General features: G+C 61.1%; 16 protein-coding genes. 4 read left to right on the top strand and 12 right to left on the bottom strand.

Features of this window, described 5'->3' with window-relative positions:
* Positions 1-70: 70 nt before the first annotated feature.
* From ACIP6G_RS02210 to ACIP6G_RS02190, 5 genes are all read right to left on the bottom strand, one after another.
* Positions 71-1,060, bottom strand: a complete 990-nt coding sequence (locus tag ACIP6G_RS02210) for a Clp protease N-terminal domain-containing protein (RefSeq protein WP_400288435.1) — start codon at positions 1,058-1,060, stop codon at positions 71-73.
* Complete coding sequence (locus tag ACIP6G_RS02205; protein WP_096146702.1) at positions 1,057-1,302, bottom strand: hypothetical protein; 246 nt, start codon at positions 1,300-1,302, stop codon at positions 1,057-1,059. Before ACIP6G_RS02205 ends, ACIP6G_RS02210 begins: the two co-directional genes overlap by 4 nt.
* Before the next feature lie 227 nt (positions 1,303-1,529).
* A complete protein-coding gene (locus tag ACIP6G_RS02200) occupies positions 1,530-2,132 on the bottom strand; it encodes a GNAT family N-acetyltransferase (RefSeq protein ID WP_400288433.1) in 603 nt (200 codons plus the stop codon).
* Entirely contained in the window at positions 2,129-2,734 is a 606-nt protein-coding gene (locus ACIP6G_RS02195) for a TetR/AcrR family transcriptional regulator (RefSeq protein WP_400288432.1), read from the bottom strand. Before ACIP6G_RS02195 ends, ACIP6G_RS02200 begins: the two co-directional genes overlap by 4 nt.
* A gap of 613 nt (positions 2,735-3,347) precedes the next feature.
* Positions 3,348-3,707, bottom strand: a complete 360-nt coding sequence (locus ACIP6G_RS02190; protein WP_400288430.1) for a MerR family transcriptional regulator — start codon at positions 3,705-3,707, stop codon at positions 3,348-3,350.
* 175 nt (positions 3,708-3,882) lie between these two features.
* Here ACIP6G_RS02190 and ACIP6G_RS02185 point away from each other — a divergent pair, with 175 nt between their 5' ends.
* The gene (locus tag ACIP6G_RS02185) at positions 3,883-5,214 is read left to right on the top strand and encodes an NtaA/DmoA family FMN-dependent monooxygenase (RefSeq protein WP_400288428.1); all 1,332 of its coding nucleotides are present in this window, start codon (positions 3,883-3,885) and stop codon (positions 5,212-5,214) included.
* A 349-nt stretch (positions 5,215-5,563) separates the two neighbouring features.
* Positions 5,564-5,926: a hypothetical protein gene (locus tag ACIP6G_RS02180; RefSeq protein ID WP_400288426.1), complete on the top strand. Its 363-nt coding sequence runs from the start codon at positions 5,564-5,566 to the stop codon at positions 5,924-5,926.
* 621 nt (positions 5,927-6,547) lie between these two features.
* Here the strand turns inward: ACIP6G_RS02180 and ACIP6G_RS02175 are convergent.
* The 6 genes from ACIP6G_RS02175 to ACIP6G_RS02150 all read right to left on the bottom strand — a co-directional run bounded on the left by ACIP6G_RS02175 (position 6,548) and on the right by ACIP6G_RS02150 (position 10,458).
* On the bottom strand, positions 6,548-6,841 hold the full coding sequence (locus ACIP6G_RS02175) for a DUF4287 domain-containing protein (protein WP_105657576.1): 294 nt from the start codon (positions 6,839-6,841) through the stop codon (positions 6,548-6,550).
* 271 nt (positions 6,842-7,112) lie between these two features.
* Positions 7,113-7,499, bottom strand: coding sequence for a hypothetical protein (locus tag ACIP6G_RS02170; protein ID WP_400288424.1), 387 nt, complete (start codon positions 7,497-7,499; stop codon positions 7,113-7,115).
* A gap of 48 nt (positions 7,500-7,547) precedes the next feature.
* Positions 7,548-8,387, bottom strand: a complete 840-nt coding sequence (locus ACIP6G_RS02165) for an alpha/beta fold hydrolase (protein ID WP_400288422.1) — start codon at positions 8,385-8,387, stop codon at positions 7,548-7,550.
* A 73-nt stretch (positions 8,388-8,460) separates the two neighbouring features.
* Positions 8,461-9,228, bottom strand: coding sequence for an SCO1664 family protein (locus ACIP6G_RS02160; protein WP_400288420.1), 768 nt, complete (start codon positions 9,226-9,228; stop codon positions 8,461-8,463).
* Entirely contained in the window at positions 9,225-9,764 is a 540-nt protein-coding gene (locus ACIP6G_RS02155; protein WP_133833662.1) for a DUF3090 domain-containing protein, read from the bottom strand. The genes ACIP6G_RS02160 and ACIP6G_RS02155 overlap by 4 nt, the downstream gene beginning before the upstream one ends.
* Before the next feature lie 10 nt (positions 9,765-9,774).
* Positions 9,775-10,458, bottom strand: a complete 684-nt coding sequence (locus ACIP6G_RS02150) for an MSMEG_4193 family putative phosphomutase (protein WP_400288418.1) — start codon at positions 10,456-10,458, stop codon at positions 9,775-9,777.
* Positions 10,459-10,825: 367 nt separating this feature from the next.
* On the opposite strand from ACIP6G_RS02150, the gene ACIP6G_RS02145 reads away from it, so the two are divergent.
* Both ACIP6G_RS02145 and ACIP6G_RS02140 read left to right on the top strand, forming a co-directional pair.
* Entirely contained in the window at positions 10,826-11,791 is a 966-nt protein-coding gene (locus ACIP6G_RS02145) for an RluA family pseudouridine synthase (RefSeq protein ID WP_400288416.1), read from the top strand.
* A gap of 29 nt (positions 11,792-11,820) precedes the next feature.
* A complete protein-coding gene (locus tag ACIP6G_RS02140) occupies positions 11,821-12,684 on the top strand; it encodes an MBL fold metallo-hydrolase (RefSeq protein ID WP_400288414.1) in 864 nt (287 codons plus the stop codon).
* Between the two features lie 66 nt (positions 12,685-12,750).
* Here the strand turns inward: ACIP6G_RS02140 and ACIP6G_RS02135 are convergent, their stop codons facing one another.
* Positions 12,751-13,215 (bottom strand): phage tail protein, encoded by a 465-nt coding sequence (locus tag ACIP6G_RS02135; protein ID WP_400288413.1) that lies wholly within the window; start codon positions 13,213-13,215, stop codon positions 12,751-12,753.
* Between the last annotated feature and the right edge of the window lie 46 nt (positions 13,216-13,261).

The following is a 13,261-nucleotide window of genomic DNA, read 5'->3' as shown; positions in this document are numbered from 1 at the left end:
CCGGATCTCCCTGTGGAGATCCGGGCACTTGATCTATGTGCGACCAGCAGGCGAGTCGCCGTGCCAGGGACTAGCGAAATGTTCGGCTGATCGCGCTGCCGGTCTGGAACAGGGTGATCCACACCAGGAACTTCTGGACTGGACGCAGCGGCCATGCGACAAGTCCTCGCCACCCTTGGCGTCGCGACCAGGACCTGCTGATCCGCAGCTGTGTGCCACCGGTCGCGTTCGCCAAGGTGAATTCAGTCAGAATCGAATTACCCTGCGCGACGTCGGGATAGCCAAAGCTCCATGCGATCCTGTCCGGTTGGTGAATTGCGATGAGCTCAACACTGCGTCGACGAAACTGAGGCTTGATCTTCACAGGTTTGCCGTCTGGATAGATTGCGGGTGCCGTGCCCTCCCAGACCGTACCCGGCATCGCTTCTTGACCGGTCTGGTCGAGGGTGCCGATGCTCGGTTCCCACTCGGGGATACGTGCGGGATCTGTGAGGTACGCCCACACTTCGTCCAGTGGTGCGGATACGAAAGTCTCAATCGTTCCCGTGGTCCGTCCCTTCACTTTCGCTGCGAGGGGCATGGACTTCATAGAGGGCAAGACGGCCCGATCGAGGCGTTCGATGAGCGCATCGGATGTCGTGCCAAGGCGGCCGAGGATACCCGTGATCAGGCCGCTGGGCTCTGCGACGAGTTCCCGGAGAACGGCGGCAGCGTCGCCCGACTTGCCTTTGCTGCTGGATTTCGCGATGAGGTCCCGAGCGCGACGAGTCCACTCGTACCCATCCGTCTCATGGAACATGATGCGCCCGGCCTCGGGGAACGACGCCTCGATGCCGAGTGAATTCAGCTGTGCATCACGTTGGTCCTCGACGGCGAGACGGGCGCTGTCAATGTCGATACCCAGTTCGCGCAGTGCGCGGCCGGCAGACTGGTCGTTGATGACCAATGCGAGGAACAGGTGGTCGATGTCGGCTTCGCGGAGCCCGAGCCGGGATGCTTCCTCCATGGCGGCCAGGGAAAGCGATTGGCTGGTCTGAGCGGCGCGGACGAGTTTGTTCATCTGTTCCTCCTGGGTGTCGAGATCGCGGGGTCAATTCTTTTGGAGTGCTTCTTGTGGGCAGCTTGTCGCGTCACTCCGAGCGCGTCGGCGATCTCCTGCCAACTCATGCCCGAACGCAACGCGGCCTCGACCTGCCGGAGTTCCAAGGTGTCAGCGAGCACGCGCAAGGACGCTACGGCCCGCAATCCTGCTTTCGGGTCGCTGGTATCGGCTGCTACTGCTGCGATCCGCGGAGACTCCATGTCGTCAACCTATGTTGCTAAGTGGCCGGATGTCAACCTGGGTTGCCTATTTGCTCGGCGAGTTTGGTGTTCGCAGGGCCAAGAGAGGGTCGACGCTTCGGGGATTCGCCGGGTACTGAGAGGTTGGTAAGAGCGGCGACGTGGTGGAGTTTAGATTTTCGAACTAGAGTGCGGACTTGAGGACAGCCCAGAAGCGCGCTTCCGGGCCTGTCGAGCCCGGACGCTCTTCAAGCATCAGTCTGAGCGCGGTTGAGCCCCATGGAGACATACGCGGAGAACCCCGCTCGCTTCGCGAACTTGATGCGTCGCCGCTGTGTCTCGGTGAAGCCGAGCTTGGCGTACAGCCCGAGGGCGGGGGTGTTGGTGTCCTTGATGTCGCGCAGCACGAACTTGTCGGAGGGCAGTTCCAGGAGCCGGCGCATCAGCGCAGTGGCTACGCCTTTGCCCTGATGCTGCGGCGCTGTCGTGACGAACGCAATCTCCGTCAGACCGGTGCGGGCACCGTCATAGGCCCCCATGAATCGACTGCGGATGATCCGATAGCTGATCATGCCGTGTATTGGACCGAGCACGCGCTGGAGCTCGCGCCGATCCGGCTCGAAGCACTCCTGCTCGCCTTCGGTGACGACCGCGACCGCGGCGGGCTCGCCGTCGACGAGCGCGACGTGGAAGCGCTCCAGGATGAGCATCGGGGCGAACGCGTCGGCAAGCACACCGGGGTCCTTGGAGAAGAACGCGAAATCCTCGGCGAACCCTTGCGTGAGAACTTCAGCGATCCTGTGCCGATACCCCTCACCCAGTTCGTCTGCGCGCGCGACTTCGATCTTCATCGGGGTCCTCCTGTGAACATTCGTAGGATCAGCTCGACATCGGGCTCCGCAAATCCCTCCCGAAGAGCAACGTGCATCGTCGTTATACCGGCAAGCATGGCGAAGTAGTGAGAAGTCATTCGGGTTGGGTCTCCCGCGGTGATTTGGCCTGCGGCCTGACCTCGACTGATGAGCAAGGCGAAGGCCCGCCAGAGCGCCCCCTGCGTTGCGGCCAGTCGCGCCGCAGTCCCCTCAGGAGTGTCCGTCGAGAAGCCCTGGTTGATCACCATGTAGAACTCGGCCGCGCCGTTGTTCGCTGCGAGGTCTGCCACGTATACCTCGGTGAAGGATCGGATCATGGAGAGCGGATCCCCTTCGGTCGAGAGCTGAACGGCGACAGCCTCGAGCCCGCGTGAGGCCTGATCGATTAGTTCATCGAACAGTTCTTCCTTGCTCGCATAGTGCCGGTAGATCGACCCAGTGCTGATCCCCGCCTCGACGGCGATCTGACGCATGTTCGTGGCCGCGAAACCACGGTGCGCGAAGACCCGGACGGCGGCCGTCTCCACAGCAGCGCGTGTGGCTGAACGCAACGCTTCATTCTGTTCCGTCGTCCGCGGCACGAAGATCCTTTCAATGAATTTCTGTTCATTTTATGCTTCGATTGCAGACGGCACAACTCTGTGCTCTTCCTGGGCTGGTGCCCGCGAGGTGCCAGGTGGTCGGTGGATTGATTCGTGGCACCGGTTCGGCACCCAGCGGTTGGTAGTGCCGGAACTCGGTGGAGTTCCGCTTCAACGTGCAATTCTCATGTCTCAATCGCCCTCGATTTCTTTTGGAGCCGGGGGTGATTTTTTGCCTCGTGCCATTGATTCATCACGAAGTGGCGCCGGAAGGAAAGCTCCTCCACATTAGCGATGCCGTTCAAGGTGCATGGGCCTTTTCCCTTATGGGGCAACGCCGCAAGCAGGCTGAGGAACCAGGCCCCGCGTTGCGGCGATTTAACCGACGGTCTGGGAGCCGGATCCGCGCGGCAATCCGGACGAACTCCGCCCTGCGCTCTAGAGCTCTTACTTGGGTGGAGCCCCGAAGCGCGATTAGGGACCTGTTGAGTTCATGGGCACTCAAGTATCGGCCTGAGCTCCCTGCGGCCACTGCCCGCGGCGCGCAAGGAGCTGCCCTGCCGATCATGCCCCGCAGAGGACGGGATTCTCCGGCGCCTTGTGCGTGCGGAAGTCAGGCGCGATCCATCGCGTCGATGTATCGCGTCAGCGCGTCGCGGTTCTGCTGGAGCAGGACGATGCGCTCGGCCAGCTTGTCGCGCTGTTCGACGAGCATCGCGCGCAGTTCGGGATCGGGATCGGCAACGATCGTGCTGCCAATGTCGTTCAGGCACGGCAGCATGTCGCGGATGATCCGGGTGGGGACCCCTGAGTCGAGCAGCCTGCGGATTTTCAGCACGCGCTCCACGAGATATTCGTCGTAATCGCGGTACCCGTTCTCCAGCCGCAGCGGCGTGATGAGTCCCTGCTCCTCGTAGTACCGGAGCATGCGCGTGGGCACCCCAGTTCGATTGGCCAGCTCGCCGATCCGCATTCCAGTTCTCCTTCACATCCATGTCAAGGATACGGGTCGGAACCGCCTCCCGGCCACGGCAGCTCTCCGCGAATCCGCCCGCAGGCTGCGCAGTCTGCCTTGGTGCCAGAGTCCGCGGGCCTGCAGGCACGGTAATTTGACCTTTACATGGATGTCAATGTTCGATGATGGTTCCATGAACAAGGAACAACGCAAGATGATTCTCGGCTTGTCGCTGACTGACGGCTACGGCACCCTGCCCGGTGCCTGGCGGGCACCGCACGTCGACCCCGGAAACTACTCGAAGGTCGAGGCGAACATTCGCTACGCCCAAGCCGCCGAGCGCGGTGGCTTCTCGTTCGTATTCACGCCCGACTTCCCGGCCGTGAGGGGCAGCCTCGAGCATTCGACCGTCAGCAACATCATGGATCCGCTCATGGAGGCGGCCGCGATCTCGCAAGCGACGAGCAACATCGGTTTCGTGCTCACGGGGTCCACGACGTTCCAGGAACCCTTCAACACGGCTCGGCAGTTCAAGACGCTGGACATCATGAGCCGTGGCCGCGCCGGCTGGAACGCCGTCACGACGAGCGACCAGCTCGTCGCGTCGAACTACGGCAAGCCCGTCGCGGACCGGGTCGAGCGATACCAGCGCGCCCATGAATCGATCCAGATCGTGCAGTCGCTCTGGGGCAGCTGGGAGATGGATGCCTGGATCAAGGACCAGGAATCGGGCCGCTTCATCGACCCCGCGAAGCTGCAGCCGATCAGCCTCAGCGGCGAGTACGTCGCATCCCGCGGGCCGCTCGCGTTGCCGCCGTCGGAGCAGGGGCAACCCGTCGTCTTCACTTCGGGAGGACCGAGCCCGCATCTGCTCGAGCTGGCTGGGCGCTATGCGAGCGGCTTCATCACGGAGGTGTGGACGATCGAGGAGGCTCGCGCTGCGCGCAGGGCGCTGCGCCGGGCCGCCGAGGAAGCTGGCCGCAACCCCGACGACGTGAAGTTCATCGTCGGCATCATGACCACAGTGTCCCCAACGGTGCGCGAAGGGCTCGACCGGCGCCTGTCGATGTCAGGCGAGGTCATGGAGGCGCGCCTGCCGCACCTCAGCGCGATGATCGGTGTGCCGATCCTGTCCGAGCGCATCGACAAGCCGCTCACGCCCGAACAGCTGGCCAGCGCTCACGCCTCGCCGCAGGACCCGCGCTCCGGGATCGCGCTCAAGGTGGCGCGCGAGGGGTGGTCGCCGCGCGACATCCTCGCGCACGGCGTGATCGACTACCATCCCGTGACCGTGGGGCCGGGAACGGTGCACGCCGATCACCTGCAGGAATGGTTCGAGGCCGGTGCCGCCGACGGCTTCTGGCTGTCGCCCGATGTCTATGAGGACGGCGTTGACGCGTTCGTCGACGAGGTCGTGCCGATCCTGCGCGAACGCGGCCTGTATCCCGAGGACTACGTGGGCTCCACGTTGCGCGAGAACCTCGGCGTCCCCGGCCAGTACGGACTCGGCGAATGGCTGAAGTAATCACGTCTGATCGGATGCCTGCGAACTCGCTCGTGCTGGTGCCGCTGGTCGCGCCGCTCGTCTGATTGCGGGTCGTGAGAGCCGAGGTTGGCCTGTGCCGGAACCTCGTGGAGTCCAGGGATAATGTATAGTCGCGTTCCACGCTGACTACTGGATGAGCTGCGCCAGACAGAGGGCAGGATCCGCACGTTGGCGCGGGTCCTGCTCTTTTTCGTTGGACTCAGCCAGCCCGGAAGCTCGTAAGGTGCGGGATGCGGGCAAGGGAAATATGGCAGGAGACAGTAATCCATATCCCACGCATACCGCTGATACTAGAAGCAGTTACCGGAATCCAAAAGGAGGCCTGTCGTTGACGCGAGCAGACGATTCGAGCGAAGCCCCGATACTTGAAACTGCGCTGGAGATTGTTGCGCACGCAGAACTGGCAGAACAAGATGCCGCGGAGCTTCGCAGACTGTTCGATGCCGAGTACCTGCGGGATGCCGGCATCTGGGATCCGGATCTGCCATATGGCAATGCCCCGCATGATTTCCACATCATGGCCCGGTGCAAAGGCGAGGTTGTCGGCCATGTCGGGTGGGCGCGACGCACGATCGGTGTGGGAGGCCGCGGCCTTGTCGTTGCAGGTGTGGGTGGAGTGCTGGTTTCCGAGCGCGCGGGGCCGCGGCCTAGGCGGGATCCTGATGAATCTCGTGGCTTCGTCGATGGTTGATGCCGGCGGGATTGCGTTCGGCTATCTCGGTTGCCGCGAGGAGGTGGCCGCTTTCTACAGCTCGTGCGGATGGACTCGGATTTCCGCTGCCGAGCGTTCGATTAGCCGTGGAGGTAATGCAATTTACGACCCGCCGGGCCAACCTCTGCTTATTTTGCCCATCGAGTCCCAGCTGGCTTCCTGGCCACAAGGGGAAGTCGATCTTCGCGGGCGGGCGTGGTGACGCCCAAGCGATATCCTACGCAGGATATGACCGGGCTTGGCGATAGCCCGGGCTATTTTTCATGGTCGATGTTGTATATCCCCACAGCTCAACATACCGTTGGAAGAAATAGGATCGAGCGCTGGGGAAGTGGAGGCAGATCGAATGAGGAAACTTCCCAAGGTAGCCTGGCTACGCGTCTCGGTGTACCTTGGCATCTCGATTTTGGGGCTGGCCTTGTTCCTTGCGTGCTATTGCATGATTTCCGGCCGGTCGCTCGCCGAGGCTCTTGGAAGCTTCTGGATCGCGATAGCGATTGCTCTAGTTACATGCGCTATCACCGCGATACGCGACCAGCGGCAAGACACTGGAACCGAGTATTCCGAGCCGGAACTATAGCTCCCTGCCTTTCGGCTGGTTCAGTTGGATGGCTTTGTTGCGATGCCGTCGAGCCACAGAACATCTGATTCGTCATTGTGCTTGCCTCCGGATCCAACGTGCTTGCTGGAGATATTCGGTCCCTTTTGAATGACATGGACCATCGCCATGCCGTGGCCCCGGCCCAGCTGGTAGTCCTCCTTGAGCCATGCCAGGATCTCTGCTGCTTTGACCCCTTCTTGGCCAAGGCCTTTCTCACGGGCGATCTCGATCAGCTGGCGAGCAGTGAGCCCGGTCTTCATTTCTATGGTGTCCAGATAGGCTTGAAATGACATGGAGAAACCTCTCGAAGGCATGAATAGGTGCCTCGAATACTAGACCTAATCCCACGCCGCGCATAGAAGTAGTAGCCGGCGGATGCCACGCGGCCAGCGCACGAGAACCACGGTGTGCTCCACGCTTGGCATCCTTGTGGCCTTCCGCGTCTAATCGCCATCAGGGATGGCGCCCTGAGCAGCAGCAACCAGGCTGGTTGAAATGACCCGCAGGCAAGTAAGGACGCATGCCTCGGGACAGTGGAGAACAGCTGCCCGCAAGTGCTGAAGCCTAGTTCCGTCCGCTGAATTCCAACGTGTAATTCTCCGCCGTTGGCAGGTGCCCGGGATCGTCTTCAAACGGCCTGTAATCGACTGAATGCAGGTATCCGGCAACAACCCAGAGATCCAGATGCCCCAGCTCCTTGCCATCTTTTGAAACGAGAACAGTGGAGAATGGGTCACCACCATGCCGGACGCTTTGGCAATCGCGTTTGCTTGTGAAGGAAATCGAGAAGCAATCGCATTCTTTGAACTGGTAGCCGCCCCAACGCGCAAACTTCAGTTGCTGTCGAGCCTTTGCTGATTCAGCATCTGTGCCGCTGCAGAGCAATGCCAGCAGCTCTAGTTCAGCAGGTCGAAGTTCTCCGCCTGGGACTCGCTTAGGTCGGTTATCCATGGGGACAGCCTATATTGCCCTGTGACTAGGAATTGCATCGCTGCGTTCCTAGAGCAGCAGCATCGAAGAAGCTACCTGGGGGATCGCAGAAGGCGGAATGGCAGTTGAAGCGTTTTCAAGGACGAGCAAGGAAGCGTTCGGGATTTCTTGGGCTAGCGCTTTGCCGTTACCGACGGGGAAAAACGGATCCTTTGCACCGTGCACCACTAAGGTGGGGATATCGAGCTCGGACAGCCGCTCGCGCCAGCGCGGAGTGCAGTCCAGCTTGGAAAAGACGATCCCGATGTGGTTTGCCAGATGGGCTTCGGGCTCTGCGCTGGCCGTACGGTCCCAGATGCGGGAGGCCAAGTCCATGGCAACTTCTGGATCATTGCCTAGAATTTGCGAGCCCTCGGCGGAGAATTGGGCAACCGCCGCGCGGTCTGCCCAATCCGGCATAGGGCGGGAAAACAGCTTGCCCATGGTTGCCTGGTCATGATCTGGCAAATCTTTGTCTACCGGTCCGGGAGCAACTGGTCGTGTGCCAACCAGTGTCAGGGCGCCAAATGATTCGGGATGATCCAGCGCCGCAATCTGCGCGATCATGCCACTGACTCCGATACCGGCTACATGCGCTGGACGGTTATCCAGTAATCTGGCCAGCGCTGCGGCATCAGAGGCCAGATCGCGCAGGTTGTAATCGGGTTTCATCGGGTTCCCGGCCGTTGATTCACCGCAATCCCGCAGGTCGTAGCGAACCACGTGGCGCCCGCCAGCGGCCAGGGCCTGGCACAGGGCATCTGGCCAAGCAAGCATGGTGGTTCCGCCGATGAGGAGAACCAATGGATCACTTTTGTTGCCGAAGGATTCGGCACCGAGCTCCACACTGTTGGCTTCAACCGTTCCCATGCGCGACCTGCCTTTGCTATCAGAATCCAAGGATGGCTTGACTGCCGCCTTGAGGTCAATAGGAATCGGAGTTCTAGAAGAGCGGCCAGGGCACGGCGGGCATCTGCCCCCTATGAGCAGGGAAGTGCCCTTCGCTGCGCAGGGTAGCGCAGCGCTCGGCGAGCGCCGCGATTTCTTCATCGGCTAGCAGCTTGGACAGTTCTTGGCCAAGTTCTGCGTCCAGGGCTTCGCTGACCGTCCGGAGGCCAGCCAGTTCTTCTTCGTCCAGCGGTTGGCCAACCCAACCCCAAAGGACGGTGCGCAGCTTGTGCTCTGCGTTGAAGCAGAGCCCGTGATCGACTCCGTAGCGGTGGCCACCTGGCATGGCTAGAATGTGGTCGCCCTTGCGGTCTGCGTTGTTGACCAGTGCATCGAAGACCGCCATGCGCCGCAGCGCAGGTGTATCCTCGTGGATCAACGTCATCTGCCGCCCCGATTCATCCTGCCCATGCAGAATGGTCTTCCTACCGCTAGCTGGCACCATGGCCGCGGCTACGATGTCTACTGGGTGCTGTCCTCGATCAACTTCTTGCCATAGCTGCACCATGCCTTCGCCAAACTGCCCTTCGCGCAGCCAAGTGCGCGGGACGAGGTTCCAGCCCAGGGCTTCAGATACGAGGAAGGCGGCAACTTCGCGGTATGCGAGGGTGCCATGGGGAAAATCCCAGAGGGGTTTCTCGCCAGCAATGGGCTTGTAGACCACGCTGTTCTCGCCGATGCTGCCCAGGAAAGTTGCATTGGAGGCGGTGGTAATGCGGCCGGTGAGTTCCAGCCGCGCGGTCAGCAGATCGGGCGAGCTCATTCGCCATTCTCATCTTTGCAAGTATGCCCATCCGGATCAATCGGATAACCGCAGTTGGCGCACATAGGCCGCCCAGCAGCCACGATCTCATGGGTGCGCATGGCGAAAGCGCGTGCAGTGCCTACGGGCATGCGCACGCGCAGCAGCGCGCCCGGTCCATCTGGATCAAAGTCGGCTTCATCTTCTTCGTTCAAGGAGAAGGCTTCCAGAACTACCTGCGCTACGGTGGCATCCCATCCGAGATTCATGGAACCCACCCGGAAGGACTCGTTGACTTCTTCCAGCGGATCGTTGTCAACCAGTTCCACCGGAGTATGTTCGGGAACACTGAAGGGATTGCCCTTGACAGTGGAGAGCTGATCGAGAATCTCGTCAATCATCTCGGCAACCACCGCGGCCTGCTGTTTTTCCAAGGCGATGCTGGACAGTTCCTTGCCTGCTCTTGCCTGGAGGTAGAAGGTGCGGGACCCGGGCTCGCCGATGGTGCCAATGACAATGCGGTCTGGCCAATTGAATTCGTTGACTGTTGCCGTCATTTCGCTCTCCTTAGTGTCCTGCTCCGCCGCCGACTGGGGCATCGGTTGTCTTGATTCCTGGGGCTAGCCAGGAGAGGTCTCCGGCGTCGGTGTTGATGGAATACACGCGAGGCGCACCGGTCCCGTAGTGCACAATTGATGCGGAAGCCGGGCCCACATTCAGGCGCTGGAACAGATCCAAATGCATTCCCAGCGCGTCAGCCAGTACCGACTTGATGATATCGCCATGGCTGAAGGCCGCCCATACCGCTCCGGCACCATGCTCGGCCTCGATGGCCGCGTCATGGCGCCTGATGGCTGCTACTGCCCGGGAGTGCATCCCGGCCATGGATTCGCCATCCGGGAAGGTCACCGAGGACGGAGCTGACTGCACTGCTTTCCAGAGGTCTTCGGCGGCCAAGTCCTGCAGCGTGCGGCCTTGCCACTGGCCGTAGTCGCATTCCGAGAGTTCGGGTTCAATCAGCAATTGCGCCGCTGGGCTTTGCCGTTGCATGGCGAACTCCGCCGTCTGCACACAGCGTTCCAGCGGGCTTGAGACAACGCCAGCCAAGGGGAGCGCTGCTAATCGTTCGGCGGTACGAATCGCCTGTTCTTCGCCGGTTTGGTCGAGGAATACTGAGGGGGTGCGTCCGGCCAGTACGCCGGTGGCGTTGGCGGTAGTGCGTCCGTGCCGCACAAGGATTACTGTGGCCATGAACCCAGCCTAGTCATGGAGATGGTGGCAAGCGACTCCTGGGCTGAAAACAGGTCCGGGGCTTCGAAGAGCCCGACAGGTTCTGGAGGTGCGGTACCTTCACCCGTTGCACCCTTGCTGCAACGCGAGGGCCAGGGCTGATCATTGGTTCGCCGAGCGAACGCTATGGCTCGATGAGCGCCGGTCGAGGTGTGAGTTCAGTCCTCATAACAGCGCCTTTGCTCGTACCGGCTCACGGCATCGGGGTACCATGAAAGTTGGCCAATTCGGGGCGGAAGCTCCCGGAAGTCCCTTGCAAATGACTCGTCGAAAGCGGCGATGCCATGATCCACCACTGGATGTGGCCTTATAAACGGAGTGATAATTCTTGTCTGGAGTCCTCCAGCAGCCAGCGTCAGAACAGCGGTCTGATTCCAAGACACGCACCATCCTTGTCGACGGCGAGCATGCTGGCCGGCGGATCGAGAAGTTCCTCCGGGTCCAGCTTAAGACGGTGCCCGCCGGGCAGCTTTTCCGGCTGATGCGCAAAGGGCAACTGCGTGTCAACGGCAAGAAAGTCCAGGAAGGCTACCGGCTAGCCGTAAACGACCAGATCACGCTGCCGGCGCTATATGCAGAACAGGGCGTGGCACCAGCCTTCGATGTCCCGGCACCCTTGCTCAAGCGGCTACGCAACTGCGTCCTGCACGAAGACCAGGACGTCCTGGTGATTGACAAGCCTGCCGGCGTCGCCGTGCACCGGGGAACCGATGTTCCTGCGGGGGTTATCGAAGCTTTCCGCCAGTTGCGCCCCGAGCTGCCGGACCTGGAATTGAGCCACCGGCTGGATCGCGATACTTCCGGGCTGCTGGTGTTGGCGAAGACCCCGAGCATGCTGCGCTACCTGCATGAGATGCTTCGGGAGAGCGAAGAGGAGATAGAACGCCACTACCTTGCGCTCGTTGCAGGGCATTGGAGCGAAAAGACCGAATCGATCCACTCGCCGCTGCTGCGCCGTGCCGACAAGGTCGTGGTTGATCCGAACGGGCAGCGAGCCGAAACCCATGTCACCGTGAAGCAGCGCGTCGGCCAGCGCGCCACCATTCTGGATGTGCAGCTGATGACCGGACGCAAGCACCAGATCCGGGTCCACCTGCAAAGCGAAGGCCATCCGATTGCCGGAGATGACCGGTATGGCTTCGCGAAGTTCAACCGCCGCGTCGAACAGCTTGGGGGTCGCGGGCTGTTCCTGCATGCGACTAAGCTGGTGATTCCCAAGCCCGACGGCCAGGAACTGGTTATCGAGGCACCCATGCCGCAGCGCTGGAAGCAGTTGCTGAAGGCGGGGCTATAGCCCAAGCAAGGCTGGCACGAGGGGAAAAGATGGCTGAAGGACCCTGGAAGCACGTTGCCGAGGGAGTATTCCAGCGCAGATATGATCCGTTGGATATTACCGTGGGCGCGGTGCTCGGCGGGCATGGGGTGACGATCATCGATACCCGCAACAATGCACCCGAAGCACAAGAAATCCTTGACGAAGCCACAACGCAATTCGGACTGCCGATCGTTGCCGTGATCAACACCCACGCGCATTATGACCACACCTTCGGCAACCAGCTCTTTGCCCAGCGGGGAATCCCGATTTACGGCCATCACCGGATCCCCGCGCACTTCGAGCAGTTCGAGAAGCCCCGGCTTGAAATGGTGCAGCGCTCGCCGGAAATCGAGCCTGAAATGAATTGGGGCGGTGTAACGCTGACGCCGCCTAGCCACTTGCTGGCCGAACCCTGCACGGCAAATCTAGGCGGACGGGAAGTTGAACTGATCCCGCTGGGTGCTGGGCATACCGACACCGACCTTGCGATCCATATTCCTGATGCCAAGGCATGGTTCCTTGGCGACATCATCGAGCAGTCTGGTCCACCGATGTTTGGCTCGGACGCCTATCCGATGAAGTGGCCTGTGGTGCTCCAATCCCTGCTAGCGCGCATCCAGCCGGGAGACGTGATTGTTCCAGGCCATGGAGAGCCCGTCGACCGGGAATTCGTCGTTCGGCAAATGCACTGCTTCGAGCTGCTCGCCACGACCCTGGGTTCGGCTCATGAGAACGGTGCGGCAATCACGGACATTGCGTTCCCTGCAGAGCTGCAAGAACTGTGGCCTGCCGATTTCCTTCTCGAAGCTGCCAAGGATGCCTACGCGCAGCTGCCGGGTAACGCGAAGGAATCAAGAAAGCGCGGCGATTGAAGCCAGAGCACTAAATGACCTCATGGCCGGTACGCGCCTGAGGGCAGCGGCGGAATGGGCGAAATGTCAGTATTCGTTCTTGATCACGAAGTACGAGCCGCGGATGGTCCCTGCAAGCTTGGACTTCTGGCGGGCGAACTTGAACTTCCCTTCCAGCTCGCTGGGCACAGCCATGCCATCGGAAAGCTTGAAGCCCACGGCGCGCTTCTCGCTGGGATCCAGGCCGTAGAGAACATTGATGGATAAGCCGGACTCGTAGAAGACATAGGCGCGCTTGGCGCCATCCGCCTCGAGCACAGCTGCCTGCAATGGCTTCGATGCGATGTGCAAGTCGCGTTCCTGCGCCAGAATCGTGTGCACCCAAGCTATGGCTTCCCTAGCGTCGTCTGCTTGCTCCACGGCAAAGTCGTGGTTGAACTTGTTCTTCAGATAGCGCGCTTCGTTGGCGCGCAAGCCTGCCAGCGCGTCAGCAACAGGCGAAGTCTCAAGACCGTGGGTGGATACGTCTTTAAAATCGACAAGGTATGGCATGTGCATCCCTTCCGGCGTTGGCCCCGTGGATTCGGTAATTCGTTGT

This window comes from Glutamicibacter sp. NPDC088483 (genome assembly GCF_044753145.1).
Lineage (GTDB): Bacteria > Actinomycetota > Actinomycetes > Actinomycetales > Micrococcaceae > Glutamicibacter.
Note: the sequence above shows the minus strand (reverse complement) of the source record. Positions and strands in the feature narration are given on the sequence as shown.